At 44.5% G+C, this 24,279-nt stretch carries 26 protein-coding genes and 1 other RNA gene; 6 read left to right on the top strand and 21 right to left on the bottom strand.

Features of this window, described 5'->3' with window-relative positions; translation table 11 throughout:
* Positions 1-86 precede the first annotated feature (86 nt).
* Both QUA56_RS07385 and QUA56_RS07390 read left to right on the top strand, forming a co-directional pair.
* Entirely contained in the window at positions 87-1,265 is a 1,179-nt protein-coding gene (locus QUA56_RS07385; RefSeq protein ID WP_333355196.1) for a DNA sulfur modification protein DndB, read from the top strand.
* Between the two features lie 67 nt (positions 1,266-1,332).
* On the top strand, positions 1,333-1,944 hold the full coding sequence (locus tag QUA56_RS07390; protein ID WP_333355198.1) for a hypothetical protein: 612 nt from the start codon (positions 1,333-1,335) through the stop codon (positions 1,942-1,944).
* 8 nt (positions 1,945-1,952) lie between these two features.
* Here the strand turns inward: QUA56_RS07390 and dndB are convergent, their stop codons facing one another.
* Positions 1,953-3,089 carry a DNA sulfur modification protein DndB gene (dndB, locus tag QUA56_RS07395; protein WP_333355201.1) on the bottom strand — a complete coding sequence of 379 codons (1,137 nt, stop codon included), beginning with the start codon at positions 3,087-3,089 and terminating at the stop codon, positions 1,953-1,955.
* 229 nt (positions 3,090-3,318) lie between these two features.
* On the opposite strand from dndB, the gene QUA56_RS07400 reads away from it, so the two are divergent.
* Complete coding sequence (locus tag QUA56_RS07400) at positions 3,319-4,911, top strand: DGQHR domain-containing protein (protein ID WP_333355204.1); 1,593 nt, start codon at positions 3,319-3,321, stop codon at positions 4,909-4,911.
* Positions 4,912-4,937: 26 nt separating this feature from the next.
* Here QUA56_RS07400 and QUA56_RS07405 read toward each other — a convergent pair whose 3' ends face one another.
* Genes QUA56_RS07405 through QUA56_RS07420 form a run of 4 tightly spaced genes read right to left on the bottom strand, consistent with a single transcriptional unit; the run spans position 4,938 to position 9,580 of the window.
* Positions 4,938-5,342: a hypothetical protein gene (locus tag QUA56_RS07405; protein ID WP_333355207.1), complete on the bottom strand. Its 405-nt coding sequence runs from the start codon at positions 5,340-5,342 to the stop codon at positions 4,938-4,940.
* Positions 5,339-7,270: an AAA family ATPase gene (locus tag QUA56_RS07410; RefSeq protein WP_333355209.1), complete on the bottom strand. Its 1,932-nt coding sequence runs from the start codon at positions 7,268-7,270 to the stop codon at positions 5,339-5,341. The genes QUA56_RS07405 and QUA56_RS07410 overlap by 4 nt, the downstream gene beginning before the upstream one ends.
* Positions 7,260-7,451, bottom strand: coding sequence for a hypothetical protein (locus tag QUA56_RS07415; protein ID WP_333355212.1), 192 nt, complete (start codon positions 7,449-7,451; stop codon positions 7,260-7,262). The genes QUA56_RS07410 and QUA56_RS07415 overlap by 11 nt, the downstream gene beginning before the upstream one ends.
* Before the next feature lie 17 nt (positions 7,452-7,468).
* The gene (locus tag QUA56_RS07420) at positions 7,469-9,580 is read right to left on the bottom strand and encodes a helicase-related protein (RefSeq protein WP_333355215.1); all 2,112 of its coding nucleotides are present in this window, start codon (positions 9,578-9,580) and stop codon (positions 7,469-7,471) included.
* Positions 9,581-9,659: 79 nt separating this feature from the next.
* Between QUA56_RS07420 and QUA56_RS07425 the strand changes: the two genes are divergently transcribed.
* Positions 9,660-9,797 (top strand): hypothetical protein, encoded by a 138-nt coding sequence (locus QUA56_RS07425; protein ID WP_333355218.1) that lies wholly within the window; start codon positions 9,660-9,662, stop codon positions 9,795-9,797.
* A 12-nt stretch (positions 9,798-9,809) separates the two neighbouring features.
* On the opposite strand, the gene QUA56_RS07430 is transcribed toward QUA56_RS07425, so the two are convergent.
* The 15 genes from QUA56_RS07430 to QUA56_RS07500 all read right to left on the bottom strand — a co-directional run bounded on the left by QUA56_RS07430 (position 9,810) and on the right by QUA56_RS07500 (position 19,542).
* A complete protein-coding gene (locus QUA56_RS07430; protein WP_333355221.1) occupies positions 9,810-10,001 on the bottom strand; it encodes a DUF6887 family protein in 192 nt (63 codons plus the stop codon).
* 10 nt (positions 10,002-10,011) lie between these two features.
* The gene (locus tag QUA56_RS07435; RefSeq protein WP_333077086.1) at positions 10,012-10,200 is read right to left on the bottom strand and encodes a DUF6888 family protein; all 189 of its coding nucleotides are present in this window, start codon (positions 10,198-10,200) and stop codon (positions 10,012-10,014) included.
* Positions 10,201-10,387: 187 nt separating this feature from the next.
* Positions 10,388-10,624, bottom strand: a complete 237-nt coding sequence (locus QUA56_RS07440) for a hypothetical protein (RefSeq protein WP_242723690.1) — start codon at positions 10,622-10,624, stop codon at positions 10,388-10,390.
* 251 nt (positions 10,625-10,875) lie between these two features.
* Positions 10,876-11,934 (bottom strand): endonuclease/exonuclease/phosphatase family protein, encoded by a 1,059-nt coding sequence (locus QUA56_RS07445; RefSeq protein WP_333355222.1) that lies wholly within the window; start codon positions 11,932-11,934, stop codon positions 10,876-10,878.
* Between the two features lie 10 nt (positions 11,935-11,944).
* Positions 11,945-12,415, bottom strand: a complete 471-nt coding sequence (locus QUA56_RS07450) for a DNA phosphorothioation-associated protein 4 (protein ID WP_333355225.1) — start codon at positions 12,413-12,415, stop codon at positions 11,945-11,947.
* A 92-nt stretch (positions 12,416-12,507) separates the two neighbouring features.
* Positions 12,508-12,828, bottom strand: coding sequence for a nucleoside triphosphate pyrophosphohydrolase (locus tag QUA56_RS07455; RefSeq protein ID WP_333355228.1), 321 nt, complete (start codon positions 12,826-12,828; stop codon positions 12,508-12,510).
* 12 nt (positions 12,829-12,840) lie between these two features.
* Entirely contained in the window at positions 12,841-13,497 is a 657-nt protein-coding gene (locus QUA56_RS07460; protein WP_333355231.1) for a Uma2 family endonuclease, read from the bottom strand.
* A complete protein-coding gene (locus QUA56_RS07465) occupies positions 13,487-15,550 on the bottom strand; it encodes an AAA family ATPase (protein ID WP_333355235.1) in 2,064 nt (687 codons plus the stop codon). The genes QUA56_RS07460 and QUA56_RS07465 overlap by 11 nt, the downstream gene beginning before the upstream one ends.
* Positions 15,547-15,831 carry a hypothetical protein gene (locus tag QUA56_RS07470; protein ID WP_445242880.1) on the bottom strand — a complete coding sequence of 95 codons (285 nt, stop codon included), beginning with the start codon at positions 15,829-15,831 and terminating at the stop codon, positions 15,547-15,549. The genes QUA56_RS07465 and QUA56_RS07470 overlap by 4 nt, the downstream gene beginning before the upstream one ends.
* Before the next feature lie 231 nt (positions 15,832-16,062).
* A complete protein-coding gene (locus tag QUA56_RS07475) occupies positions 16,063-17,409 on the bottom strand; it encodes a DNA phosphorothioation system restriction enzyme (protein ID WP_333355269.1) in 1,347 nt (448 codons plus the stop codon).
* A gap of 96 nt (positions 17,410-17,505) precedes the next feature.
* On the bottom strand, positions 17,506-18,075 hold the full coding sequence (locus tag QUA56_RS07480) for a Uma2 family endonuclease (RefSeq protein WP_333355238.1): 570 nt from the start codon (positions 18,073-18,075) through the stop codon (positions 17,506-17,508).
* Between the two features lie 34 nt (positions 18,076-18,109).
* The gene (locus QUA56_RS07485; RefSeq protein WP_333355241.1) at positions 18,110-18,553 is read right to left on the bottom strand and encodes a hypothetical protein; all 444 of its coding nucleotides are present in this window, start codon (positions 18,551-18,553) and stop codon (positions 18,110-18,112) included.
* A gap of 198 nt (positions 18,554-18,751) precedes the next feature.
* A complete protein-coding gene (locus QUA56_RS07490) occupies positions 18,752-19,132 on the bottom strand; it encodes a phasin-related domain-containing protein (RefSeq protein ID WP_333355244.1) in 381 nt (126 codons plus the stop codon).
* A gap of 23 nt (positions 19,133-19,155) precedes the next feature.
* Positions 19,156-19,252: signal recognition particle sRNA small type (gene ffs / locus QUA56_RS07495), an RNA gene on the bottom strand.
* 23 nt (positions 19,253-19,275) lie between these two features.
* A complete protein-coding gene (locus QUA56_RS07500) occupies positions 19,276-19,542 on the bottom strand; it encodes a YciI family protein (RefSeq protein ID WP_015179070.1) in 267 nt (88 codons plus the stop codon).
* A 127-nt stretch (positions 19,543-19,669) separates the two neighbouring features.
* On the opposite strand from QUA56_RS07500, the gene QUA56_RS07505 reads away from it, so the two are divergent.
* The gene (locus QUA56_RS07505) at positions 19,670-20,224 is read left to right on the top strand and encodes a 2'-5' RNA ligase family protein (RefSeq protein WP_333355245.1); all 555 of its coding nucleotides are present in this window, start codon (positions 19,670-19,672) and stop codon (positions 20,222-20,224) included.
* A gap of 282 nt (positions 20,225-20,506) precedes the next feature.
* Here the strand turns inward: QUA56_RS07505 and QUA56_RS07510 are convergent, their stop codons facing one another.
* Complete coding sequence (locus tag QUA56_RS07510; protein ID WP_333355248.1) at positions 20,507-21,193, bottom strand: ComF family protein; 687 nt, start codon at positions 21,191-21,193, stop codon at positions 20,507-20,509.
* 72 nt (positions 21,194-21,265) lie between these two features.
* Between QUA56_RS07510 and QUA56_RS07515 the strand changes: the two genes are divergently transcribed.
* Entirely contained in the window at positions 21,266-23,740 is a 2,475-nt protein-coding gene (locus tag QUA56_RS07515; RefSeq protein WP_333355251.1) for a putative PEP-binding protein, read from the top strand.
* Positions 23,741-24,279 lie beyond the last annotated feature (539 nt).

Consider the following 24,279-nt stretch of genomic DNA (forward strand, 5'->3'; position numbering starts at 1 on the left):
TGTTATTGGCCTTTTTGCACAATAGCATCCCTGGTTCACGTACCATCAAAAAAGTTATAATAATTAAATAAGCTTTTACCCCCATTATGTCTGAAAACAACTACCCAGAGAGAGATTCGAGCCAGCGACTTGACGAGGTTCTATCGCCTTATTTTGCCAAGCACCACGAGAAAAGGTGCTATCCAGGGCTAACTTTTCAGCAGGGGCAGCGGAAAATGGTGCAAATCAATATCCCGGCTGATGACTTGCCTACTCTCCTCCTGGCAAAACCCTCAACTGGCAACGATCCTGATTCTGGTAAAAATCGCCCAGAGGTAAAGGGTCATGCTGAGGAAGTAAAACAATATATTCTTAAACGCGCTAGAAATGATCAACGCTGGATTTTGGGGACACTGACAGCAAATGTCGCTCCTCAAAAAATTGAAATTATAGAATTAGGTCGGGGAATTTGTCTAGTAGTTATTCCTCGTAACGTTAAGTTAGATATTACTGATGGACAGCATCGGAAGCGCGCTATTCACGAGTTAATTGAAAGTGCTGACGGGGAGTTAATAGGTGATAATAATTTCCCTATTACGCTGGTTTTAGAGGGAGATTTTAAGCAGTGTCAGACGGATTTCCGAGATATGGCGCAGACAAAACAACTGGATAAATCATTGCTTTTATCATTCGGTGAGTTTGAAGGTGTGGTTGGTATTACCAAAAACTTACTTGAGAAAGTGTTAATGTTTAAGGGAAAGACCGATAAAATCAAAACTAATCCCGACAGTAAAAGGAAACTTATATACACAACTAATTTCATAGCCAAATTGGTTAGTTGCGCGTTTACTGACGGCCCAATTGATGAACTCAAAGATTATGACGTTGCTGAATCCTCAAGTATTCTGGCTAGATGTCTTAACAATTTCTTTTCCGAATGTAGTCAGACTAGACATATTTGTGAAACCAGCGTTGAAAATTTGACAGTTGAAGATGTGAATCATTTTAAGGAATACTGTATCTTAGGTAGAAGTGTAGGGCTAGAAGTTTTAGGTCGGTTGCTATACTATACCTATGACACAGATAGCAGCCAAGATTTTGATACTGAAAAAGTATCGGAAGTGGCACAACTGGATTGGTCTAGACAAAGCCGTATTTGGGAGGGAAATGTTGTTTTATCTAACTCCAACCTTAATAATCCAAGAGCCTCCTATAAAATAACAGCAAGTGCTAGTGCTGTAAAAATGGCGGTCGAGGCAGCAAAAGCCGAGTTAGGATGGATTTAACTAATATTATCGGCGTTCATCTGCGTGCATCTGCGGTTCTCACATCCATCCCTCCCCCAGATCAAATATGTCCTACAGCGACTTCAAAACGATCGACCAAGCCGTCTCAACCCTGGATCTAACCGTTGAAGACATTCCCCACTTATTCAGCCAAATCACCCCCCTCGCACCTTCAGAACGCCTCAAACAAACTCTAGACGAAGCTTTAGACTTAGCCTCAAGTATCAGCACCAAAAAAGCTCGATCGGAATTAATCCTCACTCCCATTCTACTCGAAATACGCCGCACTTTTAACAACAAAATTGGCTACTTTTCCGGCAACACATTTAACGTAGAAGAGAGCAAAGGATTAACCGGGGCTTGTGACTTTCTCCTCAGCGCATCGAGCAATCAATCATTGGTAACTGCCCCAGTCTTGACATTGGTGGAAGCAAAAGACAACGATATTAGAATAGGCTTGGGACAGTGTGCGGCTCAGATGGCAGCAGCTCAAATATTTAATGCGCGCAAAGGGCAAGAACAATCCGCAATTTATGGAGCAGTTTCAACGGGTACAAACTGGAAATTCCTAATTCTAGAAAATCAGTTGTTAAAAATTGATTTGACTGAATATTTTATTACTCAGCTAGACCAAATCTTGGGGATTCTTGCAGAACCGTTTCGACGCTATTTTAATTAAACTCACAGCTAGTTTTTAGCGTGGCACGGGCGTCCCGCCTGTGCTGTATCTGCGGTTTCCAAACCCAACTTCATCTTCAAATAATCAGTCATCCAACTAACACTCGCCCTCGACTTAGAAATCCCGCCTTTCAACAAAATCCCACCCTCCCAATCAGGATTAGAAATCGACCAATCAACCTGCTGCAAAAGGCTCAAACGTTCCTCCCAACTCTCAGGAAAAACCGATCGCAAAGCCGCCCCAACTTCCCCCAAACTCTCAAGCACAACACTGTGACAGTGTACGCAATCCCGGCGCATTTCCCCCGCCGCAACTTGCTTGTGCAGAACTAATTGCCAATCTGGAATAAAACTGCAAACCGCATTCCAATAACTAACCGCCAGTTGTATTTTTTGAGCAACTTCTTCCTCTTTCTGTTCTTTTTTGCTGCGAGAACCAGAGGGTTTTGCCTGTTCGCTGCCCTCAATATTAGACAGCAAAGCCATAATAGCACGATCGATCGCACTCAGCGCAAACAATTTGTGCGATCGCCCGTTCAAACTCCCCCTCTCCATCTCAGTCAAACACCGGAAAACCTCAACCTGCTTAACAACCGCCTTCACCACAAAAGCGCGATCGTCCCGGTGGTTGTAAAGTAGACTTAGCGACGCCTCCAAAGGAACTTGAAAACCGTTCAAATCAGCAAACATCTGCTGCGATTTTTCCAACCCAATATCGAGAAACAAAATCAGCGCCACCGTCTCATATCCCAACTGCGGATTTTCCCTCAAAGCCATCTCAAAAGCCGCGCGCCGATGCTGTCCGTCATTAATAGTAAACTTAGCATCCATCGGCACTCGCAAGCGACCGATTTTCCGTTCTTCGGCCTCATTTCCCACTGCTTCAAAAGTAATATCCGCATCAATCGAAGCAGCAATTGCCCCACAAGTATAATTGGTAGGATTCTTGACAAAATAATCAGCTATTTCGGGAATCCTAGCTTTGTTAAGCGCGCGTTTCGCCCGCATAGACGGCGGCAAATCTTCAGATTCAAAGGGAAACAATTTCGGCAAAAAACGCACCGGACACATCGACACGTAATATTCGCGGCCCGCTTGAATGCCCCGAATTACCGGCAAAATGTATTCAAAAGAAGGAGTAGACATATTTTAGAATGGGGCATTGGGAATGGGGCATGGGGCATGGAGCATGGGGCATGGAGCATGGGAATTAAGTATTAATATTTATTGACTTTTTGCAAGTTTTATGGTAATAAGGTGGGCTATGAGGGCATAACTTAAGTATTTCACAATGTTTTTTTAAAAACAAGTGTTGACATAAACTTTAATATATGATATTTTTTGAAAAAATAGCCTAATTATATAAAAACCGCCGATGAACACCAACCCAGCGGATGACCTCGCTATAAAAATTTTAGAAAAAGAAAATAGCGACAGACAGGAAATCGCACTTTTATTAGATAATTATTTAGGAAAGGACGATCGCATTTTCGTACAAAAAACCCAGATGGGAAACAGCGAAGCATACATCGGTTCAGTCACCCTAGAATGGTTAGACTCTCGCGTCCGTTTCGCCTCCCAGATGCCGCTTTTCCGCCAAAAATTCGACCTCCAAACCAACAACATCGTCCGCGACGACGAAACCATTGACGAAATTATCCAGCGTCCCTTAGATTGGTCGCGCCAAGCCGCCCTAACTCAATATTTAGCAGCCCGAAAATCGCACAAATTCCCCGCAGTTTTAGTAGTCGTCAGTCCTCCGTGGGTAGATAATCCTCTAGCCGAGGAATGGGATAAAAATGGCGTAGCAACTAAATCGGCTGCTGAATTTACATCCTTTGATAAAAACGAGAACTTAGGGCTTTTAAATGTCTCTCAAAAAGTCTCAATTTTTGCCTTAGACGGCCAGCATCGGCTGATGGGAGTTCAAGGTTTAATGAGTTTAATTAAAACCGGAATCTTGCAAAGATACAACAAAAATAAAAAACCTGTCGGCGCTGCAATTACTCTGGAAGATTTAGCAGAAGAGTATCAAATTGACCCCGAAACAGTGTATAAATTAGCTCACGAAAAAATCGGAATTGAGTTTATTCCGGCGGCGGTTGCGGGGGAAACGCGGCAGCAAGCACAACGGCGCGTGCGATCGATCTTTGTGCACGTTAACCTAATGGCGGTAACGCTGAGTCAGGGCCAGCTAGCATTATTGAACGAGGATAACGGATTTGCGATCGCAGCCCGAAAAATTGCCGTCACCCATCCCTTATTAAAAGAACAAGATGACAGAAACCCCCGCGTCAATTGGGACAGCGCCACAGTCGCAGCAAAATCAACTGTCTTAACCACATTGCAAGCGCTGCAAGATATGTCCGAACGGTATTTAGAATACAAATTTCCTCATTGGAAGCCGGAACGAAAAGGTTTAATTCCCATGCGTCCCGAAGATGAAGAACTGAAAGAGGGAATTGAAGAGTTTAAAAAATTGTTCGATCATTTAGCAACTTTACCCAGCTATCAAAGAATTGAAAGCGGCGAAGAAACGGCAGAATTGCGCCGATTTAGTTTTGAAAAGCCAGGGGGCGAGGGAAATATTTTGTTCCGTCCTGTCGGTCAAGTTGCTTTAGCGAATGCTTTGGGAATTCTTGTATTTAGAAAGAAACTTTCCCTGAAATCTATTTTCGACAAACTCCGCAGGTACGATGTCGATGAAGGATTTAGCCACATGGACAATCCTGAGTCTGCGTGGTACGGGATTTTGTACGATCCGAACAAAAAGCGAATGCTAGTTTCTGGAAGGGATTTAGCTACGAAGTTAATTGTATATTTGGTAGGGGGAATTCAGGACGATATGGAGCGAGCTCATTTGCGGCAGGCGGTAGCGGAAGCGAGGACTTTTGAGGATAAAGCTATTAGTTTTAATGGCAGGTTTGTGCAGCCGCAAGAGGTAGGATTGCCGCCGGTGCTTAGCTAGCAGGGAAGCTCTAGTACATCCGTGAACTATTGGCTAATAATTTTACGGATATCATCTTGGATTTGAAGACCAGTTTTTCCAAGCCATCTTTCTTTCAACAACTTTAGTCCTGCTTCGGCGTATTGCGTTACAATGTCCAAAACTTCCCGGCTGTCTTTCGGTTCCGGCTTACCATTGCGTTTTAGAACAGTATGGACTCCCGCTTCAAGTGCAAGGCGAACATCTTCGTCTACGATACGCATATAGACTAGATCCTGACGACCGCGAGGTAGAACTGAGGAAATCTCCACATTATTTTTGAGGGCGTAAGCTGCTGCAAAGACATAAGCATCTACCATGCGACCGAATGCGTCGTTATTTTTGAGTGCGTCCAGATAACCCTTTGCTTCTGGAGTCGGGCGAATTGTTGCTTGAGGGTCTATATGTTTCATTCTGCCACCTCCAAAGTAGAAGCATCTTCTGTCGCATCCAGACGCCTGATTTTCAGAATACCAGCAATGTGAGGTCGCACACCTTGTAACAAGTAATCTGGAAAATCGCGGTCTGTTGCTAGGACTATGACCTGTGATGGAATATCGGGAAGTGCATTAATCAAGTTTTTCTGATGGTCGGTATCAAGATGACCAAATGGCGTATCCATAATTAATGGTGCAGCCGTACCTGATTCTAGATTCAATCCAGCAATAAAGGCAAATGCAAGCGCTTCTTTTTCGCCTGCACTTAAGGTTTCTGGATTGAGAATTTCACCATTTGCATTTTTTATACCTAGCGTATAGTCTTCCCTAATTTCTACTCCTACGTACTCCTCCGGCTTGTTGGTAACGCTGCGATGGATCTTGGATGTCTGTTCTTCAATTGTTTTCTTACGCTCTGTGATGCGCCACTCTATCAACTCCTTTGCTGCCTGATGAAGACCATCAGCAAGAGTAACTTGGCGAGCGAGATTAGCAGTTTCTTCGTTGCAACTGGCTAATTCCTCCATCTCCCGACGCAGCTCGTTTTCTTGTTGCAACAAACTATCGATATCCCGCTTAAAACGCTCTATTTTCTCTTGCTTTTCTCTAACTATTTGTTTAGCTTCGCCAACTTTTTTCCAAATTTCTTGCGCTTCTTCCTGATTTAATCCCTGTGTTTCTTTTTTCAAGCGATAGGCTGCTTGCTCAATTTCATCGAGTTCATCGCGCAAGCGATCGCGTCTCAACAAAAGTGAGTCGAAGTTGGGAGTTTGAAAGCGGGAAAGGGTCACGAGGCGATCGCGCAAATCGTCCTGCTGCAAGGCATCTTTAGTCCGACTGGCACCGATCGTTTCCAATCGTTGAAGTTCCTGAAGGATATATTGACGCGAACTTTCATCGATACAGCGACCGCACACGCAGGCCTCAGATTCCAGTATTTCCCTAAGTTGGGAAACAGAACCTGAACGTCGTGCGGTAATCATTGTGGTGCTTTGCATATCCTCTGCAACTCCGCGAACAAATTCAAGCATGAGTGGGATAGGTGCTTGTTCTAAAGCCGTTTCAACTAGCTTTTTTGCTTCGCTCCAATCTTCCTGTTTGCGGAATTTGTTGCTCTCCAAATTCTTCATATCTTTTAACTTGTCGCGCAACTCTTCAATCTGACTTGCTCGTTCTTCAGCATCCTTGCAAATCTCGATCGCAGCCTGATACTCCTCCTTGGCCCTTTGGAATTGCTCTTGTTTAAGCTCGATCTTTTCTTGAACATCTTCTAATTCGCTCGTTACTTGAGTGAGTGACTCGTTAACTGAGGCTGCGTCCTTCAGCTTTTTTTCAATTAATCGCAGCGCGCGTTCTGCATCTTCACGCAGGTTTCTTAACTCAGGGATGCCCAGAATTCGCTCGATCGCATCCCGGGTTTCTTTCGTATGGAGGCGTTGGGCATAACGTTTTATTTCCACGCCATCGAAAAAAAAGAAATCCTTACACGATCTGGGCAAAAGTTCCTCAATGCGTTCCCGAGAATCACCTTGATTAATACCGTTTTTCTGGACAATGGCTTCATTTGTTTGAGCAGAAGCAGTTGTTCCGCGCACCGATCTCTTAGCGGTACGACTAATGTCATAAATATCGCCGTTGCGCTCAAATTTGAGTTGTACTGAGAGTTCTAGATTAGGGTCTTTCTTCAGGACAATACGATTAAAACTATCAAGTAATGCCGAGGACTTAAGTTCATCACCCCCGTAGAGACACCATTGGATCGCTTCTAGAATAGATGTCTTACCAAATCCATTCTGACCGAAAACTATCCAAATTTGCTGTTGGGTATCGAGGTTGAATTCGATTTCCTCATTTTGATAGCACTTCCAGTTTTTAAGACGGATACTTTTAAGCTTAAGGGCCATAATTATCATTCTCAATTGATGAATTTGGTAAGTCAGCGTACCGTTCAATCATTGCTACTAAAACAGGAGCCATCCTGCGCTTTTGCAAGACAACCTTTTCTTTTTCCTGCTGAATAGCCTCTTTTAGTAATTTTTCCGGAATTTTATATTTAGCGACCAGTTCCTGCAGCTTTTCTTCCATTTGTTCTCCCTTATTTCCTACATTAAATCTGAATGGGTGATTCCATAGGGTGCAAGCTCATCTACAAGTTTTGTGATGAGTGACATCCGATTGCGTGCAGCACGGGCAAACTGAGTTACCCGTTTAATTTCAGATTTAATCAGTTCGACTAACGAATCACCTAGTGGAGGAACGACAACAACATCGACAACTTTTGCGATCGCTTTTTTAGGTGCAACGCGGAGAACTCTGCCGCGTCGCTGGATAAACTGCCGTTCAGATGTGTCGCTTGCCAGGATAATGGCAAGGTCAGCCTCTGGGATATCTATTCCTTCATCTAAGCATTTTACAGCAACGAGGGCATCAAAGTTGCCGCGGGCAAATTCAGATAAGAGATGTTTGCGATTAACATCATCTGAGGAATATCGTGCAATGCGGAACCCGCGCTGGGTCAGCAGATGACTTACCTCAGTAGCTTGTGCGATATCAGCACAGTAAATCATGCCTCTGCGCGGTGGATAATCAGTGATAATGCGACCGAGGGCCGTGAGTTTTGATGCAGCAGATTTGATGATACGAGAGCGCTGAATAGTCAGACGTTTTGCTTGAGCGATCGCATCTTCTTCTTTGTTATTGAGTAAACGACCTATCTTGGTTGTTAAGTTGGTAAATTTAGCGTATTCACTACCAGTTAACGGGGTAATATATACGTGGTAATCATACTCGCACAGAATGCCCGCCTCGATCGCCTGTTCTAATGTAAATTCATAGACAATGCCGCCGAAATATTCCAGCACTAATTCTGTTCCTTCTTCATCGTAAGCACGAATTGGAGTAGCAGACAGACCGAGGCGATACTGGAAGTCATCTCTTAGAATGCGTCTGTAGATAGCTCCACCTGTAGCGTGAACTTCATCAGCAATTAGCAAAGAACGAGGTGGTAAACCTCCAGCATCAGCAATTAGAGTAGTTACCTTGGATTTTGAAAGTTCGCTGTAGGTACCCACCACTATAATAGGAAGTAGTTCGCACAACGACTCTCGGCTGTTTGCCAAACGGAGTTTCCTGAAAAGTGATTCCATCCAGAGTGTTGCAGTGCCTGTAGCAATTAATGGGGAGCGGAATGTTGTCCTATTTGCCAATTCATCAACCCATTGCTGTACGATTTCGTTTGTTGGAGCGCCAATAACAATAACATTAATATTTTCAATGCTGGCTGCACACGCTAACCCTGTTATCGTTTTTCCAGCCCCAGTTGCCATAGCTAAAATTCCGCAACTGCGGGTCAATAGCCAAGCGTTGAGTGCATCAACTTGCCGAGACTTTAACTCTACTTTTAGAAAATTATCCAATGTATGAAAGCTGGAAGTTTGAGACTCTGTTTGATTAACTATGTCGTTATTATGACTGTAACTACTCCCCTGTTCAGCCAACCTCCTAGATTTTCTGGTCTTTTTGATTTCAGGTTCGAGTGCAGGAGGTCGATCGGGACACAGCCGCAACAGCGATCGCGCCGCCGCTTCGGGAAACTCGATTATTTCCACATTCTGCGTCTCATTTTTCCACAATTTCTGAAAATTTTCGGCTTTTTTTAAGGCGCGTTCTTTAACTCCCGGATGCCAAGAACAAAAGACATCAATGCATTCAAAATTATCAATTAAAGCAGTTGAGCTTTCGTTGGCCGAACCCGTGAAAGCAACGATATTGTTTTCGGCATCGGCAAATATCCCTAATTTTTCGTGATAAATTCCTTGGTGGCGAATCTCTTTAGTAACAGCTAATTTTATTTCGAGGATGTTTTGACTCAATAACCAAGCCAAACAAGCCCAGCGATCTCTAACAATTCCCTCAAATTCTTTATCTAATTCTCGCAGAACAGCACTGACAATAACTTCTTCTTTTTGTCGCATTCCTTGCACGATCGCCTCCGCATCTTCTGGGGACAAATGTGGAGAAGCCACGAGCTGCATCTTGCCGCCCTCTCGAATCAATGCTGTCAGTCCTCTCGCAGCGGCTGCCATCGAAGTGCTGGAAAAAAAACCTACTGCTCGGCTGTAGATTGTAGCATTTTCTAAACAGGGAATGTAGAATTCTTGGATTAGATCGCAGCGATCGCTCCGGTACTCATCTTGAATCGCTAAATCTTTCAAGCTCAATCCCCCATCCCCCAAATGGCCGCTACTTTTTATAGTATAGACCAATTCTCACCATCGGGCCGCTCTCAATAAAATGAGTTTGGCTTCTACAGGCGAACGATCGGACTCTTTTGCCTCTAAAACCAAACTCGATTTAGCACCCCAATACTTTGTTCGCCTGCACATAGCTTCGGCAATTTATCACGAACTTTTAAGCGCCGGCTGTATTTGACTTGTTAGATGGCTAACTGCTGCGACTTCTTGCCGCTTCTAATTTGCGACGGATTGCAGCTTGAACTTTATCATCAAAATCTGGATCGCCGGGACTTGCAATAATCCTCAGCGGATGCTGATTGATTCTGTCTAAGTACGCCTGAAAAGCGGCTCGATTTCCACGATGTTTAAGAAAATACTGTTTCAATTCAGTATTCGACATGGCGTTATAGTTAACTTGGCTCATCAGCAAACTCCCCATTGGGTAAAATTTGGAACTCAAGCTCTTCATCGTACCCAGCCAATATGTATACGTTACGAGTGCGATCGTCAACACAAATCAGATGTATAGGCTGAAGCATCGTGTAGGTCAGTTGATAACTGATGCGATATAAACTCTCTAGCTGAGCAGCAGTAGGCATTGGGGTTAATCACTCCACCTAATACTTATCTTAACATATAGCTTAAGGAAAATTGCATATTTCTATTATCACTTTGAGCAATTTTTGTCTCTAGAAAAATATTACAGAGCGCGATCGCAGCCAAGTTTACCTTCCCATTTAGATAGGTTGATATCGATCGGCAAACAGAACCTGGATGCTGGGTGGTTCAGACATCAATACCATCCCAAAGTTCTGCGATCGGGTGAACTTTGCCGTCTTCTACTTCCTGAAGCGCAATTCGGAGGCTGTTGAGGATATCTTCTTTAGATAGCTCGTCTTCGTCTTCTTGAAATAGTTGACCCAGGGATTGCAAAATCAGGGTTTCGATCGGCAAGTTGAGTTGGCTAGCTTTCTGAAGAAGCTGCTGTTCTAAGTGATCGGGGATGGTGAGGGTAATTTGCATGCAGGGTGGTTTTATTGTGAGGAGAAGAAAACTGAAACGACAGAAAGCACCGCTCAAAGCTCGCGTCTGGGACGCAACTGTTATATTAATTAATAAAGGTACGTAGTTGGGCTTTAGCCCTCTTTAGACGTATATATAAAGAGGGCTAAAGCCCAACTACGTACCTATTTCTAGGATGACAATTAATCCACCCTGGGTGAGGGTAATTTGCATGGGGTTTGCCTCTGGTTTTTAATAGTATAGACCAATTCTCACAATCTGGCTTCTTTTAACAAAATAAGTTCGGCTCCTACAGGCAAATGATCGGACTCGGTTGCCTCCAAAACCGAACTCGATTTAGCACCCCAATGCTTTGAATACCAAATATAATCAATCCGGCAAAGGGGATAGTTTAATTTCCAATTCGAGTTTTTTACCAAGAATTTAAGTTCCCAACCGTGAGGCCAGGTAAAACCAAACCCCCATCCCGATTTTCGGAAAGAATCTTGCATGACTTTCTGCACCCTGTCATAGTCTTGAGTTTCGTCTGTCATATTAAAATCCCCCGCGACAATTACTGGCAGAGTTTCTCGCTCAACTCGCTGCACTAAGTCTTGAATTTCAGGCGATCGTTTGTCATATTTGTAAACTGGAATTTTGAGAAAACGCAATTTTTTAACTCTGCTCAACCACGGCCCGGTAGCTTGCATATTATAAATCACTACTTCTTGTTCGTTAAATTTAATAATTGCCCGCTGCTGCGTTTCTGGATGGTCGGCTAAGTGCAGTATTTCGCTGGATACAATTGGGTATTTACTGAGAATTCCTACAGGGTGAGTTCCAATTTGATAGGGGTAGTCTGCTTTTAACCAGGTGAAAGCTCTTTCGGTATGTTTCTTAACGATTTCTTGTAAAAAGATAATATCGGGTTTTTGCTGGTGAATCAGTTTTAGTAAAGTAGGTGACTGAGTTTTATACCAACTGAGGTTATGGGATAAAATTTTGATGCTGGGCTGCGAATTTGTGATGTTGATGGGTGCGGGAGAAAAGTATTTGACGTGCAGCCAACTTATTAGGATAATGCAGGCGATCGCAGAAATAATAGTGAACCATCTTTTTTTGATAATTAACAATCCGACGATGGGAAGCAAGAAAGTTGGGAAGAAAATTAAGGGGCTAAAAGTGCTAATTAAGGCAATAATCCACAGTCGATCCCAAAAGATTAGTTTGAGAAGGAAATAGCAGATAATAAATCCTGAGTAACTGTAAGCAAGAAATTTTGCAGATGCCTTTAAGCATCTCTTGATTATATCTTTCGGAATGTGCTTCATTGGGAACCTATTAAAATAAAAACTTGCTTAAATCAAATTCTTCATTTGACCGATTTTGGTTGTCTCTTTCTGAAATCAAAACCAACAACAGGCGATCGGTATAATCCGCCGCACCCCGCAACTCTTCTCGCAATATTTCCAGTCCGCCATTAGCATATTCTTCAAAAATTTGCAAGCGTTCTGCTTCCAATTTTTCGTCGAGATGGGAGAGAATTTGAGGATTTTTGGTTTCGGCGATCGCAATTAATTTAATCGCCATATCGTAACCCCTCGATACAAAGATATCAACATCTATCGCACCCGGTTCTCGTTTAGAAATTTCCCCCAAAGGCGATCGTTTTTTTCGCTGTTTTCCCAAAGATGCGGCGAAAGCGATGACATCGGCGTAAGTCTGGAAAGGGCCAGTGTTGTTATCCGATAAAGTTAATGATTTGACTAACTCCGCTTTATCTTTAGCAATTCTAATTTTGTTAGCAGCCATTGGGATTAATATGTAATTTTTAACTGAGTAATTTGATTGATAGAGTAACCGCAGATTAGAGGCAGATAAACACAGATTAACGCAGATAATTTTCAGAATGTCCGCAACAACATAATTTTTTGTGCAAAACCTCCTCTTGCTTCCCGCCGCTTCATTTGTTCCGCCAAAAGTCGATCGCCCGAAATGCCAAAACTCGCCATCACCGCATCTATCACCTCATACAAATCCGCCAATTCCGCCACTAAATCTTCCTCGTGGGCCTCCGCCGCTTCCCCCGCTTCCTCAATCAATTTCTGCCGCAAAGCTTGACGGTATTCTGCATCCGACAAAATTACAACCTCGCATTCATTCCCGCTTTGGCGAATAATTTCAGGAATGCGATCGCGCACCAACTTATGATACTCTTTTTTCACGTCAAACTCCCTTCAACCTTGACTAAAAGTTTGAATCAACCAGCGATTAATTTCCCCATCATCTTGCGTTTGACTCCGATTCAAAGCTTCCTCAACCAACCGGATTTCCAGCCCCGGTAAAACCCGCGACTCTTTAATTCTCCCGCTACCTCCGTTATTAATCGCAAATGCAAAAACCTCCCGCGTGTTTGCACGATCCACCCAATATTCACCTATTCCTGCATTTTCGTAAAGCAACCGCTTACTGCCTAAATCATCGTTAAAAGAAGATGCCCCAATTTCTATTACCAAATTAGGCGGATCGTATTCATTCAAATCAACAGTTGAATTGCTGTCATCAGGAGGCACTTTTAAATCTGAACCGATATAGTAAGCCAAATCAGGTTGAAACTCGCCAATACCTGCTTTGCGAAAACTGGTATTAGTAAACTGAACTACTCGGATATTTCTTAAGGTGGCAAAAAGAATAATTACATAGGAAACGAGCGAATTTTGACACCCGTGCAATGGCACTACTGGTGACAGTTCTACCCTCATGTGTTCTTGATAGTAATAAAACTTGCCCTTTTCCCATGCTGAATCCTCAGCAAAATTCAGAAACTCTTCCCACGTCGCCTTCACCCAAATATCCGTTTCCAAAACCTGCGTAATTGCCGAATTAGAAGTCATAATCCACCTCTACAATTTCCGTATATTCAAATTCATTTGGACTGCGCTTAACTAAAGAATAGCGCGTCCCGCCAAGTTCGATCGCATCTTCTTCGCAATCAGCTTTCGGAGAATTGTACACCAGCACGTATTCCCTACCAATAGAACTTTCCATCTCTTGAGCAACTTCTCCGCGCCACTGAGTTTTTGTTACCAAAACTACCAATTGATTCGCCAACTTTGGCAGCTTGTTCGCGATTTGCTTGCGATAAATCTCGTCCAAACTGCCAAATGGAGAATCCATCACAATTGGAAACGTACTGCTATCCGGGCCCATCAAAGTATTCTTTTGACTCCACTCCCGCACGCCGTCAATAATTCCGCCTATAAACGACAAACTGAGAATTTGATTTTCTCCTGTAGAAGCGGCAACCAAAGATTCTTTCCCAGACGTATTTTCTACTAGCGTCAGTTCGTATTTATCGCTCAATTTGGGTATATAAGGAGTAAACGAAATTTGACTGAAAATATCTTGTACCCGCTTTTCTAACTGAGAACAAAACTGTTTTTCTAAGCGCGATCGCACTTCAGTTAGGCGATCGATCGCATCCTGAGTCGCAGCAATCCGGCGCTGGGCTAATACTTGCCTTTGCTCGTTCAGTTGCTGCTTGTCGATTTGCTTGTCCAAAGCCGACACCTGCACATTCAAACTCTCAATCTGCTGCTGGTTAGAGCCTGTTTCCCGGTGCAAATCGCCAATTTTTGCCTCAATTTCATCCAAGCGCTTTTGCAAGCGGCTGACATCGCCGTCAGGAAAATTTCGCAGCTTGTTGTGAATATCGTCTAGCTGATTTTCCACCCGAGAAAGTTCGGTTCTGTCGCGGCTGATATTGCCTTGCTGTCGGTCAATTTCCTCCCAAAAATCAGCTACTTGCCTATCAATTTCATTTACCCGATCGCTAATCCGAATAGTTGTTTCTTCCACATCGCCAACACCCGCCTTATCCATCCAACCGCTAACCTGTTGGCGAGCTTCAGAACCCTCCACTAATTCCGCACCGCAGAGACACCGCTGCTGCGCTAATAACTCTTCCAAAAACGGCCGCTGAATCCCCGAAAGCAACGAGCCACATTCTCGTAAACCCCCGACAATAACTTCAAATTCAGCCGCCGCATCTGACAGAAATACCGCGTAACCGCGCATAGATATTGAGCGTTTTAGAGCATCTGTAGCTTGTGAAATTTGTTGCTTAAATAAATGGCGCTGCTTTTCCAATTCGTCTCGCAAATTTTGCAATTCGGCGGCACCGCCCAGTAGCAGCAAATCACCGTTAACTACTTTTCTTAACTCGCCTTGATGAATCAATTCTTGCTCAATTTCTATTTTCCTTTGCAAAAATTGTTCTGCCTCTTTTTGAGATTTTTGCTTCTCTTTCAAAAGTTTCTTAATTTCGGAACTGCCAATCATTCTTAAATCTGTTTCTAGAGACTTTCTGGCATCTCCCAAATGTCTAATCGAGCGATTCAGCACCTCTACTCCCAGCAATTCCTTAGTAGCTTCAGCAATTTCTGCTTTCTTATCGTGGCGGACAATTTGCTCGATTCGCTCCCCGTCAAAAAAGAAATATTGATGCAAACTTTCCGGCAAAATTCGTCCGATAATATCATCAGGATGCTGGGGCGGTAGCATCCAGCGGCCGTCATCTTTTGCTACCTGCATAAACAATTCGCCTTTGCTGTGTTCGACACTATTTTGACTTTTGTAAGCATGGCAACTGCGCCTTACTTGGTAGCGCTTGCTGTCGTGTTCAAACACGATTTCCACCCAACAAGGTACTCGTTTGCCCAGTTTTGCTTCCGCAATAGCGCGTTTATTTACTGATTGTTCTTCCGTAAAACCCGCGCTCAGATTTCCGTAAAGTCCCCACGTAAAGGCATTCATCAAGGCAGTTTTTCCAGCACCGTTATTACCGTGAATTACTGTAATATTAAGCTCGCCCCAAGCCAGCTTAATTTCGGGAGTTTTGCCGTAAAATTGCCGAAAATTGCAGAGAGTAATAGAAATTAACTTCATACAATTGCTTCCTTAATAATTTTCAAAATGTCATCGCTAATATAGCGGGGAGCCCTCATGTACAATTTATCTTTTTCAAGTTCCAATACCCGCTCGATAATTTGTCGGACTTCGGGCGGCGCGCTAGTAATTGGTTGCTGTACGTCGCTCAATTCCTGATGAGTTTGATAAGCAGAACGCTTTTCTGCTAAAATTTCTGTTGCTATTGTCGGAGTTGCGCTGTTTCCGTATCTAAATGTCGCGCTCGGATTTTCTATCAAATTTTCCATCAAATTTTCCATCAAATTTTACCTCACATCTTTTCGCAAAATTTAAAAATTATAGGACTTACGCAACTGACATATAGAGTAAGGTGCGTCAGAACCAAAAGCCTGAATAATCGCTCTATAACTTCGTCTGACGCACCCTACAATTGGATTTCAGTGTGCCAGTTGCGTAAGTTTAAAACTAGCAACTCAAACTGCGATCGAATAATTCTATATTCTCAAACATAAACCGAACCTTAATAAATGTCAAATATCTAATAGCCCGTACCGTCTCTGAATTTGCAGCAATTTCACCCTGGCTTCTCCAGCATTGTCGGCTAAATCGGCAAATTCCAAGAACCGCTTCAACTCTTTTCGCAGCAAATTGCGCTCGACTTCTAAGGTTTCACGACCCAAATCTGGAGGCAAAACTATCATGTCAAATAAAGTTGCCCTTTCCTTCCCCGGATGCGGCCGCAAAATGCGTCCCCGGCGCTGAATAAACTGGCGCGGATTGCTGCTGCTTGCTAAAATTACAGCATTTCGAATTGCCGGAATATCAACGCCTTCATCCAAACACCGAATTGCTACCAAACCTTGCAATTCTCCACTCTCAAATTGCTGGCGCAATCGTTCTCTTTCTGCTAAAGGAGTTGCCGCCGTATAAGTATTAACTCGGTAGCCTAATTCTGAACCCAATAACTTCGCGGTTTCTGTTAGTTGGCGGTTGTTATTTCGGCGCGCACCTCCTTCGATCGCACCGTCGCCGCAGTAAAATAAAGTATGGCTTGTGTCGAGACGGTGGATCATTAATTCTCGCAAAGCTGTTAATTTATTAGCCGCCGCTCCAATTAACCTAGCTCGCTGCATTAATAAAGTCGTTAAAGCATCGTTCTCTTCTACTTTTTCATCGCCCCAAAGCGCCCAGCCAATCTTTTGAGTTAAGCGGGAATATTTGCGGGTTTCGGATTCGGTCAATTCTACTAAAATTGGATAGTATAAATAATGTACTAATGCTTTTTGGCGGATGGCGTCGGCTAAGGTGAGTTCCGGCTGCAACACTGGGCCGAAATAATCTAAAATAGCTTCGGTTCCCTGTTCGTCGAAATGCCTTTCTGGGGTGGCGGAAAGGGCGAGCCGCAGTCCAATATTGCGCGGCAAACTTTGTCCTAAACGGGGCGCGCCTAAGTTGTGAACTTCGTCTCCAATAATCAGGGTTTTTTCTGGGAAATAGCGCAGTTGCGATCGCAAACTATCTCCCATTAAGGTAGCATTAGTAGTGATAATCGTCAGAAACAGCCGCTCGCCCGATCGCACTTCATACAAACCCGCAGCCAGCTTATTCTGCCAACTGCGGGCGCTATCAAAAGCCAAAATAGGTTTTAAACCAAATTTCTCCGATTCGCGCGCCCACTGATTCACCAGGTGGCAGTAAGGGCAAATTACGAGCAGGACTTGCAGGTTAATTTTATTGTATAATTCAGTGGCGATCGCCAGCGCAGTAATCGTCTTGCCGCTACCCGTCGCCATCTTCAGCGTACCGCGTCCCTGATTCGCAAACCAATTAGCAACCGCCACTCGCTGATACTGTCGTAATTGCAGCGATGGCGGCATTTTCGGAAACCCAAATTGCGAATTATTAGCCGTTGAGCGATTCACCTTTAAATGCCGTTAGATGCAATATTCCCTATACTCAACTGTAACTCATTTCTAATTAAAACTTAACAACCCAAACAAATCATCCGCCGACATTTGCAAACCTGACAGCACATCGAGCACAGGTAAAATATCCTGATTCTCCTTCGCCTCTGGTTGCTGCTGCGGTTTAAAAACCAGAACTAATTTTTCTGCCGGGTCAATCAACCAACCCAGTTTAGCATTGTGATTTAAGCAAAACAAAATATTATTAATGACCCGAGTTGGATTTTGATCCGGCGATAAAATCTCAATTGTCCAATCCGGCACAATTTCAAACCTATTTTCAATTTCTCCCTGAGAATTCAGAGGAATGCGCGACCACTCAAATACTGCTAAATCGGGAACAACAGCACCTCCCCCAAAAGTGCAGCGCAATTCAGGAAAAGCAAAAGCTAACTTTTGCGGTTTACCAACTTGATTAATAGCTGATGAAAATTTGATTTGCAACGTGCTGTGTTTTCCTTGCGGCATAGCTTTTTGATAAATTTGACCGTCAACATACTCGCTAGCCGGCTTAGTTTCTGGAAGCAGCAGAAACTCTTCGAGAGAAATCTTTGACGGAGACTGAATTGACGTTACCATAAACAATTAACCCCTCAAAAACTCAACTCCGACATTAAAAATTCATATCGCTGTCAGCTTCCCAATCAGCGCAACTCTCCGATTCCACACCAGTAGGGTGCATCGCACAAACCAACAAATTTCCTCCGTAAACTTGACCGTGATAGTTGCTACAACCGCGACAAGCCGGCTGCTGCGTCGGCGAAGGGTCTACATAAGTCACCATTGACAAATCTATCTCATCAAACTCCGGGTCAAAGTCCCGGCAAATTTCAATTATCGGTTCGAGAAATTCATTAAATAAACCGTCAAATTCATTGAAATAACCGTCAATGTCGTTAATCAGATTATTTTGTACTTGTTCTGTAAAGTCTTCCGACATTTTTGCCAAAACGTCCAGCATTTCGACAAACTCTTCGCCCATTTCGCTGAAAAAATGCTCTACTTCAGAAACAGCATTTTCCATTACTCCAAAAAAATCTTTAGACCAATCTTCCATGAATTTGAGAGCTTGCTATTGCAAAATATTTTACACATAGGTGGAGCCAGCCTCATGCGAAGCGATCGCACCTACTTTCAATTCTATTACCTATTGCCGAATATCCGGTCAAGTTTAACAGGACAGATATTCAAAAAGGGAACTCAAGACTATTATCCTGAGTTCCCTTCGTGCTTTGCTCAGCGAGCTTTTTCTAGCTCAATCCAGCTTCAGCCGCCGCAATTCGTCTTGTAAATTCTGCACCTGTTCGCGGAGCTTGTCTACGCCGCTGGTTTCTTTAGCATCTTTTGCCGAAACATCTTCTTCCTCAGAAACAATTTCAATCCGCCGAGGTTCAGCGGGTTTTTCGTTCCCAGCCGATGCTACAGGGGGCTGCTGCTGAGCCTGTTGTACCATATCGTCAACAAAGCGACGAGCTTCTTCCGTTGACATCTCGCCACGCTTGACTAATTCATCTGCTAGCTTTTGGGCTTCAGTGCGTAATTCAGTTAACTTGCTGCCAGCTTTTTCACCAGCATAGGAAGCTAGCCCGACACCAAGGTACACTGCTTTCTGTAAAATATCTCCGAAACCAGGCATAGGAACTACACCTCATAAAACAGGGTGAACCGGAGACCACGCCTATTACAAGCATCCCGTGTTGCTGCTACCTTCCGGTCCTGACAAGATTTGGGCGTTGGAATCGCGTGGGTCCAGTTCATTTGTGAGTATAACACAGTTATTTATTCTTCAACCACACACCAGTGATAAATTTCATAAATAACGCAACCGTTCTTCACCAGCGGGTCTTCAGCGACGATCGCCTTCGCCTCATCCATCGAACCCGCCTCAAACAGCAACATACCGCCGCCCCGCCGCGCCCAGTAGCCAGTTTTCGCTCGGTGTCCTTTAGAAATCAACTCTCGGACATAAGCTCTGTGAGCTGGCACGTATTGGTCAAAGACAGGCTTTTCGACAATTCCTTGCTCAATTTTGACAAACCAAGGCATTTTAAATTTTAGATTTTAGATTTTGGATTTTGGATTGTAGATTGGGAATGGAGTTTTTGGTACAAGCCTTGAGTAAATACTCGATTTTCCATACTCCGCCATTTCTTCCTCACTGCGATGTTATCCTATGAACCAGTCAAAACAGCGATTTTTTATTGCTTTAGTGCCGCCGGACGATATTGAACAGCACATTACTGAGATTAAACTATATTTTGCGGAACACTACAACAGCAGCCGTGCTTTGAATTCGCCGCCGCACGTCACCCTGCTACCTCCTTTTGAATGCTTAGCAGACGATGTTCCCAAATTAGAGGAAAGTTTGAACCAGTTTTCTGCAAACCGGCTGTCAATTCCCGTTACTCTCTCCGGTTTTGCTGCTTTCGCCCCCCGCGTCATTTACGTTGATGTTGTCAAATCGCCGGCATTGCTGGAAATTCAAAAAGATTTGATGAGTTATATCGAAGCAAATTTCGGAATTGTCGATCGGCGTTCTCCACTTCGCCCATTTGTACCGCACATGACAGTAGCATTTAGCGATTTAACCGAGCCAAATTTTGATGCTGCTTGGTTGGAATTTAAAGATCGATCGCTCCACTTTCAGTTTACCGCTTCAACATTAACTTTGCTGCTTCACGACGGCAGCCGGTGGAACATCAGCAACCAATTCCCACTTTCCGCCTAAACTCTCTCTCTTCTTTCTCTTCCTTCGCGGACTTCGCGTCTTCGCTGTTCGTTATTTATTCCCAAAAAATCTTGTTATAACAATTCCGGTTGCATCGGAATTAATATTACCCGAGATCGGGACACGGCAGTGCCTAAGTCCCTACAATTAATCTGGCGCGCAAGAAACGGCACTGCCGTGTCCTCTATGTCATTCCGGCGCAGCCGGAATTGATATTATAAGTTTGTAGCGATGACTTTAGTCCTCACTACAAACCTGTTTAAAATTAAAGCCAGTCACAGCTTACCGATTAATCTTATTCGGAGTTGCAAGTGCCACAGTTCCATAAACCGAAATTCCCGACTGTTTCAATATTTTAGTTGCCGACTTAACCGTAATACCGCTAGTGTAAATATCATCAACTAACAGCACTCGATCGCGCGGGAGCCTGCGGCGAAAATCTTTCCCCAAAATTAAAGCATTTTCCATTTCCGCTTGCCGCTGCTGTGCTGTCAGAGCGAATAAAGGCTGAGTATTTTTCACCCGATCCAAACCGTGCCGCTGCAAAGGCAAACCAGTCAGCTCGCAAAAACTTTCAGCCAAAAGTTCCGCCTGGTTAAAACCGCGCTCTTTGAGCTTTTCTTGGTGCATGGGAATCGGTACAACTGTTAAATTGTCTGTAGCTAATTCGGGAAAACTCAACCAAGCTTCGGCCAGCCAGCCGCCGAGAGGTTTGGCTAATTGCGGATTGCCGTCATATTTCAAAGCAGCGATCGCCCGTTTGAGAGCCCCGCCGTACTCACCCCACACAAAAACACGCTGCTGTGAATGCCAAAATCGACCGGGATCTGCTAACTGACATCGCTGAAGTTGCTTGTGACAGTACGGACAAAACTCTCCGGCGGCCGGTCGCTGACAAAGAGGGCAGTTAGACTTAAGAAATAAATTGAGAAAAGATTTGACTAATCCCGTCCATTGTCGCTTGTTCATCCTAAAATTGTGGTAAGTGATTAATGGGAAAAACTATCACATTCAATCTGTTTCCACGGACAGGCTCGCAGCGTGAAAAACCTCTACTGGTTAGACAAAATTCAACCTTCAGACCGAGATGCAGTGGGAGAAAAAGCATTTTACTTGAGCTATTTGCTCCAGAAAAATCATCCCGTTGTACCGGGTTTTGTCGTGCCGGCTACCACATTCTGGCAGTTTTTAGAGTCGATCGACTGCCTAGAACCGCTGTTTGCTGACTGGCCGCACTCTTCCCTGCACTTGAATGTCGATGAACCCAGACAACTACAATCGATCGCCCGCAGCATCCGCCACCAAATCCTCGCCGGTAAACTGCCAGATTCACTGCTCTCCACCCTAGAGTCTGCTGTTTGTCAACTCAACTCAGACTCCAAAGCCTTAATTTTTCGCCCTTCCCTGACTTCCTGGAACCCGAAAACAGCCGGAATCCTGGAATCTCAGGCAGTACGGGCAGAACCAGAAGCAATTGGGGCCGGACTCAAACGAGCTTGGGCAGAACTGTTCAGAGCCCGAAGTCTATTTTACTGGCAGCGGTGCGGCCTGCAGGTACAGCAAATCAATCCCGCAGTTTTGGTGCAGCCGCTTCAAGGAGCGATCGCCTCGGGCGAGGTAAAAACTAACGCGGGCGCACCGTGGGAAATCCAAGCCACCTACGGTTTGGGAATGTCCCTCGCTAGGGGAGAAATCATCCCCGATTACTATCAAGTGCAGCCGGAAACAGGCGCGGTTAAATTCCAGCGACTCGGTTACAAAACATTAGCCTATAATCTCAAAGCTGGCGAGGGAGAACCGAAAAAAAAACCACAGACTGGCAATTGGGCTGCTTTCCCAATTCCCGAGCCTGCATTTCTAATTCCTGATTTTCCTGGCAGTTGCGTGGAAGTTTTGGCCCTGGAAGAGAAAACACAAACTGAATATGTTTTAGACGAATCGCAACTGCAAAAAATCATTGAATTGAGCAGAAAAGCGATCGCAGAATTTGACTCGGATTTAATCTTGGAGTGGACGATCGACCAGACAGCAAACAGCGGCGAACCGCAGTTTTATTTCACTCAAATTCGTCTTTTGAAAGGGGAAAAAATCGCGTCGGTACGGGAAAATCCGATCGCCCTCCCGAACCCAAACTCGATCGCCCCAGCCAGAAATCCTGCGATACTAAGAGGTTTGGCTGCAGCATCAGGAAAAGCCGAAGCAATTGCCCAAGTTATGAGTAATTCCCACCCAGAAAACGCAGAATTCTTAGCCGGAGGCATTTTGGTAGCCCGGACTATTGAGCCGAATTGGCTGCCTTGGCTGAAAATTGCTGCTGGGGTAGTTGCGGAACAAGGAGGCTTAACAGGCCACGGCGCCATTTTAGCGAGAGAATTGGGGATTCCCGCCGTTGTGGGAGTTGCCGGGGCCACTCGGGCGATCGCCTCGGGCGATTCGGTGTTGGTAGACGGCGATAGCGGAGAAGTTTTTGCCCTCGCCCACCAGGATGCGATCGAGACAGCAGACAGCGGCCGACTTCGGGAAACAGAAAAAAATGCAGATAGTTACAGTGCTGCAGCAAAAATGTCAATAGCCAACCACCAATTTTCAACCTCAGAGCGATCGTCCAATTCCGGGCCTAAATCTCGACGGTCTGAGTCTGCCGAATATGTTTGGGGATCACCAACGGCGACTCAACTGCTAGTTAATGTCAGCCAAACAAGTTCGATCGACCGCCTCAAAAATCTGCCAATAGACGGCATCGGATTGCTGCGATCGGAATTAATGGCATTGGAAGCGTTGGACTGTCAAAACCCCAAAGTTTGGCTGCAAGACGGTCGCGAATCGGAATTTGTCTCGCGCATGGCGGATTGCCTCAGTTTATTTGCTGCTGCAGTTTGGCCGCGACCGATATTTTATCGCTCTCTCGATTTGCGCGAATCAGGCGCTCACGGCAGTTTCAGTTATAGCTTTGAACCGGAATTATTTGATTGGGAACTGTGCGTACTTAAAAAAGTCTGCGAGTCAGGCCATACAAATGTCAATTTAATTTTGCCTTTCGTGCGCTCAGTTGAGGAGTTTATCTACTGTCGCCAGCGCTTAGAAACTATTTGGAAAAAGCGGCCTGCGGAGTTTCAACTGTGGATTATGGCGGAAGTTCCTTCGGTGTTATTTTTATTGCCAGATTACGTAAAAGCAGGAATTCAAGGAATTGCCATCGGCACCAACGATTTCACTCAATTTCTGTTAGGCATTCACCGCAACTCCGAACAGGTAGCAGGTGGTTTTAACGGGCGCGATCGAGCAGTAATGAAGGCGATCGAACAATTAATCCTTCAGGCCCGGGCCGCGGGCATTCCTTGCTCGATCTGCGGCGACGCTCCAGCATTGTATCCCGAGACAGTTGAATCCTTCGTGCGGTGGGGGATTTCGTCTATTTCAGTCAATGTCGATGCTGTAGAACAAACTTGCAGGACGATCGCCCGCGCCGAACAGCGCCTGCTCCTAGAACTCGCTCGATCGATAATTAACAATTAACCAGTCCCCGACGCACTTTACCTCAAAAACCCCGTTTCTACTCTAAATCATAGCTTTGGCAAGCAGCCACCCGCTCAGAAACCGGGTTTCTAGACAACCCGTGCCTCCATGACTATTAACAACTACAGAAACCCGGTTTTAAATTAGATATAGCGGTTCGAGCGAAAGATGAGGTACGTTGTTGGGCTTGGGCCCTCTTAGTCTGGCTGGTTATGTAAGCTCTCAGTCATACCTCATCTTTTTGAGAAAGGCTATATACAGCATATTCGGTGGTTCATGAAGTACAGTATCCGCCTTAATTATGTGGTGTTAATAAGTAGGGTGCGGATCTGCTTCATATTTGATAAAACTTGCAGATCCCCCGTGGGCGACGCACCTTACACGGGCGATCTCTCTTCTTGTGTGTACCGCATAATACATGGAATATGCTGTAGCAACCGCCCAGACGGTGAGGACATTTTTATACTAATTCTCAAAACTCATGCAACAGTATCTGTAAGGTGCGTCGCCACCCGTAAATCTTAAAGAATATCCACAAT

The organism is Microcoleus sp. N3A4 (assembly GCF_036701805.1).
Classification (GTDB): domain Bacteria; phylum Cyanobacteriota; class Cyanobacteriia; order Cyanobacteriales; family Microcoleaceae; genus Microcoleus.

Excerpts from the sequence above, each read along its gene's own strand:
- QUA56_RS07410 (WP_333355209.1), bottom strand. The coding sequence starts at position 7,270 with ATGGCCCTTAAGCTTAAAAGTATCCGTCTTAAAAACTGGAAGTGCTAT.
- QUA56_RS07450 (WP_333355225.1), bottom strand. The coding sequence starts at position 12,415 with ATGGCTGCTAACAAAATTAGAATTGCTAAAGATAAAGCGGAGTTAGTC.
- QUA56_RS07490 (WP_333355244.1), bottom strand. The coding sequence starts at position 19,132 with ATGCCTGGTTTCGGAGATATTTTACAGAAAGCAGTGTACCTTGGTGTC.
- QUA56_RS07500 (WP_015179070.1), bottom strand. The coding sequence starts at position 19,542 with ATGCCTTGGTTTGTCAAAATTGAGCAAGGAATTGTCGAAAAGCCTGTC.
- QUA56_RS07445 (WP_333355222.1), bottom strand. The coding sequence starts at position 11,934 with ATGAAGCACATTCCGAAAGATATAATCAAGAGATGCTTAAAGGCATCT.
- QUA56_RS07440 (WP_242723690.1), bottom strand. The coding sequence starts at position 10,624 with ATGCAAATTACCCTCACCATCCCCGATCACTTAGAACAGCAGCTTCTT.
- QUA56_RS07470 (WP_445242880.1), bottom strand. The coding sequence starts at position 15,831 with ATGGAAAATTTGATGGAAAATTTGATAGAAAATCCGAGCGCGACATTT.
- dndB (WP_333355201.1), bottom strand. The coding sequence starts at position 3,089 with ATGTCTACTCCTTCTTTTGAATACATTTTGCCGGTAATTCGGGGCATT.
- QUA56_RS07480 (WP_333355238.1), bottom strand. The coding sequence starts at position 18,075 with ATGGTAACGTCAATTCAGTCTCCGTCAAAGATTTCTCTCGAAGAGTTT.
- QUA56_RS07460 (WP_333355231.1), bottom strand. The coding sequence starts at position 13,497 with ATGACTTCTAATTCGGCAATTACGCAGGTTTTGGAAACGGATATTTGG.
- QUA56_RS07400 (WP_333355204.1), top strand. The coding sequence starts at position 3,319 with ATGAACACCAACCCAGCGGATGACCTCGCTATAAAAATTTTAGAAAAA.
- QUA56_RS07385 (WP_333355196.1), top strand. The coding sequence starts at position 87 with ATGTCTGAAAACAACTACCCAGAGAGAGATTCGAGCCAGCGACTTGAC.
- QUA56_RS07425 (WP_333355218.1), top strand. The coding sequence starts at position 9,660 with ATGAGTTTGGCTTCTACAGGCGAACGATCGGACTCTTTTGCCTCTAAA.
- QUA56_RS07475 (WP_333355269.1), bottom strand. The coding sequence starts at position 17,409 with ATGCCGCCATCGCTGCAATTACGACAGTATCAGCGAGTGGCGGTTGCT.
- QUA56_RS07465 (WP_333355235.1), bottom strand. The coding sequence starts at position 15,550 with ATGAAGTTAATTTCTATTACTCTCTGCAATTTTCGGCAATTTTACGGC.
- QUA56_RS07435 (WP_333077086.1), bottom strand. The coding sequence starts at position 10,200 with ATGCCTACTGCTGCTCAGCTAGAGAGTTTATATCGCATCAGTTATCAA.
- QUA56_RS07505 (WP_333355245.1), top strand. The coding sequence starts at position 19,670 with ATGAACCAGTCAAAACAGCGATTTTTTATTGCTTTAGTGCCGCCGGAC.
- QUA56_RS07405 (WP_333355207.1), bottom strand. The coding sequence starts at position 5,342 with ATGAAACATATAGACCCTCAAGCAACAATTCGCCCGACTCCAGAAGCA.
- QUA56_RS07415 (WP_333355212.1), bottom strand. The coding sequence starts at position 7,451 with ATGGAAGAAAAGCTGCAGGAACTGGTCGCTAAATATAAAATTCCGGAA.
- QUA56_RS07390 (WP_333355198.1), top strand. The coding sequence starts at position 1,333 with ATGTCCTACAGCGACTTCAAAACGATCGACCAAGCCGTCTCAACCCTG.
- QUA56_RS07430 (WP_333355221.1), bottom strand. The coding sequence starts at position 10,001 with ATGTCGAATACTGAATTGAAACAGTATTTTCTTAAACATCGTGGAAAT.
- QUA56_RS07485 (WP_333355241.1), bottom strand. The coding sequence starts at position 18,553 with ATGGAAGATTGGTCTAAAGATTTTTTTGGAGTAATGGAAAATGCTGTT.
- QUA56_RS07510 (WP_333355248.1), bottom strand. The coding sequence starts at position 21,193 with ATGAACAAGCGACAATGGACGGGATTAGTCAAATCTTTTCTCAATTTA.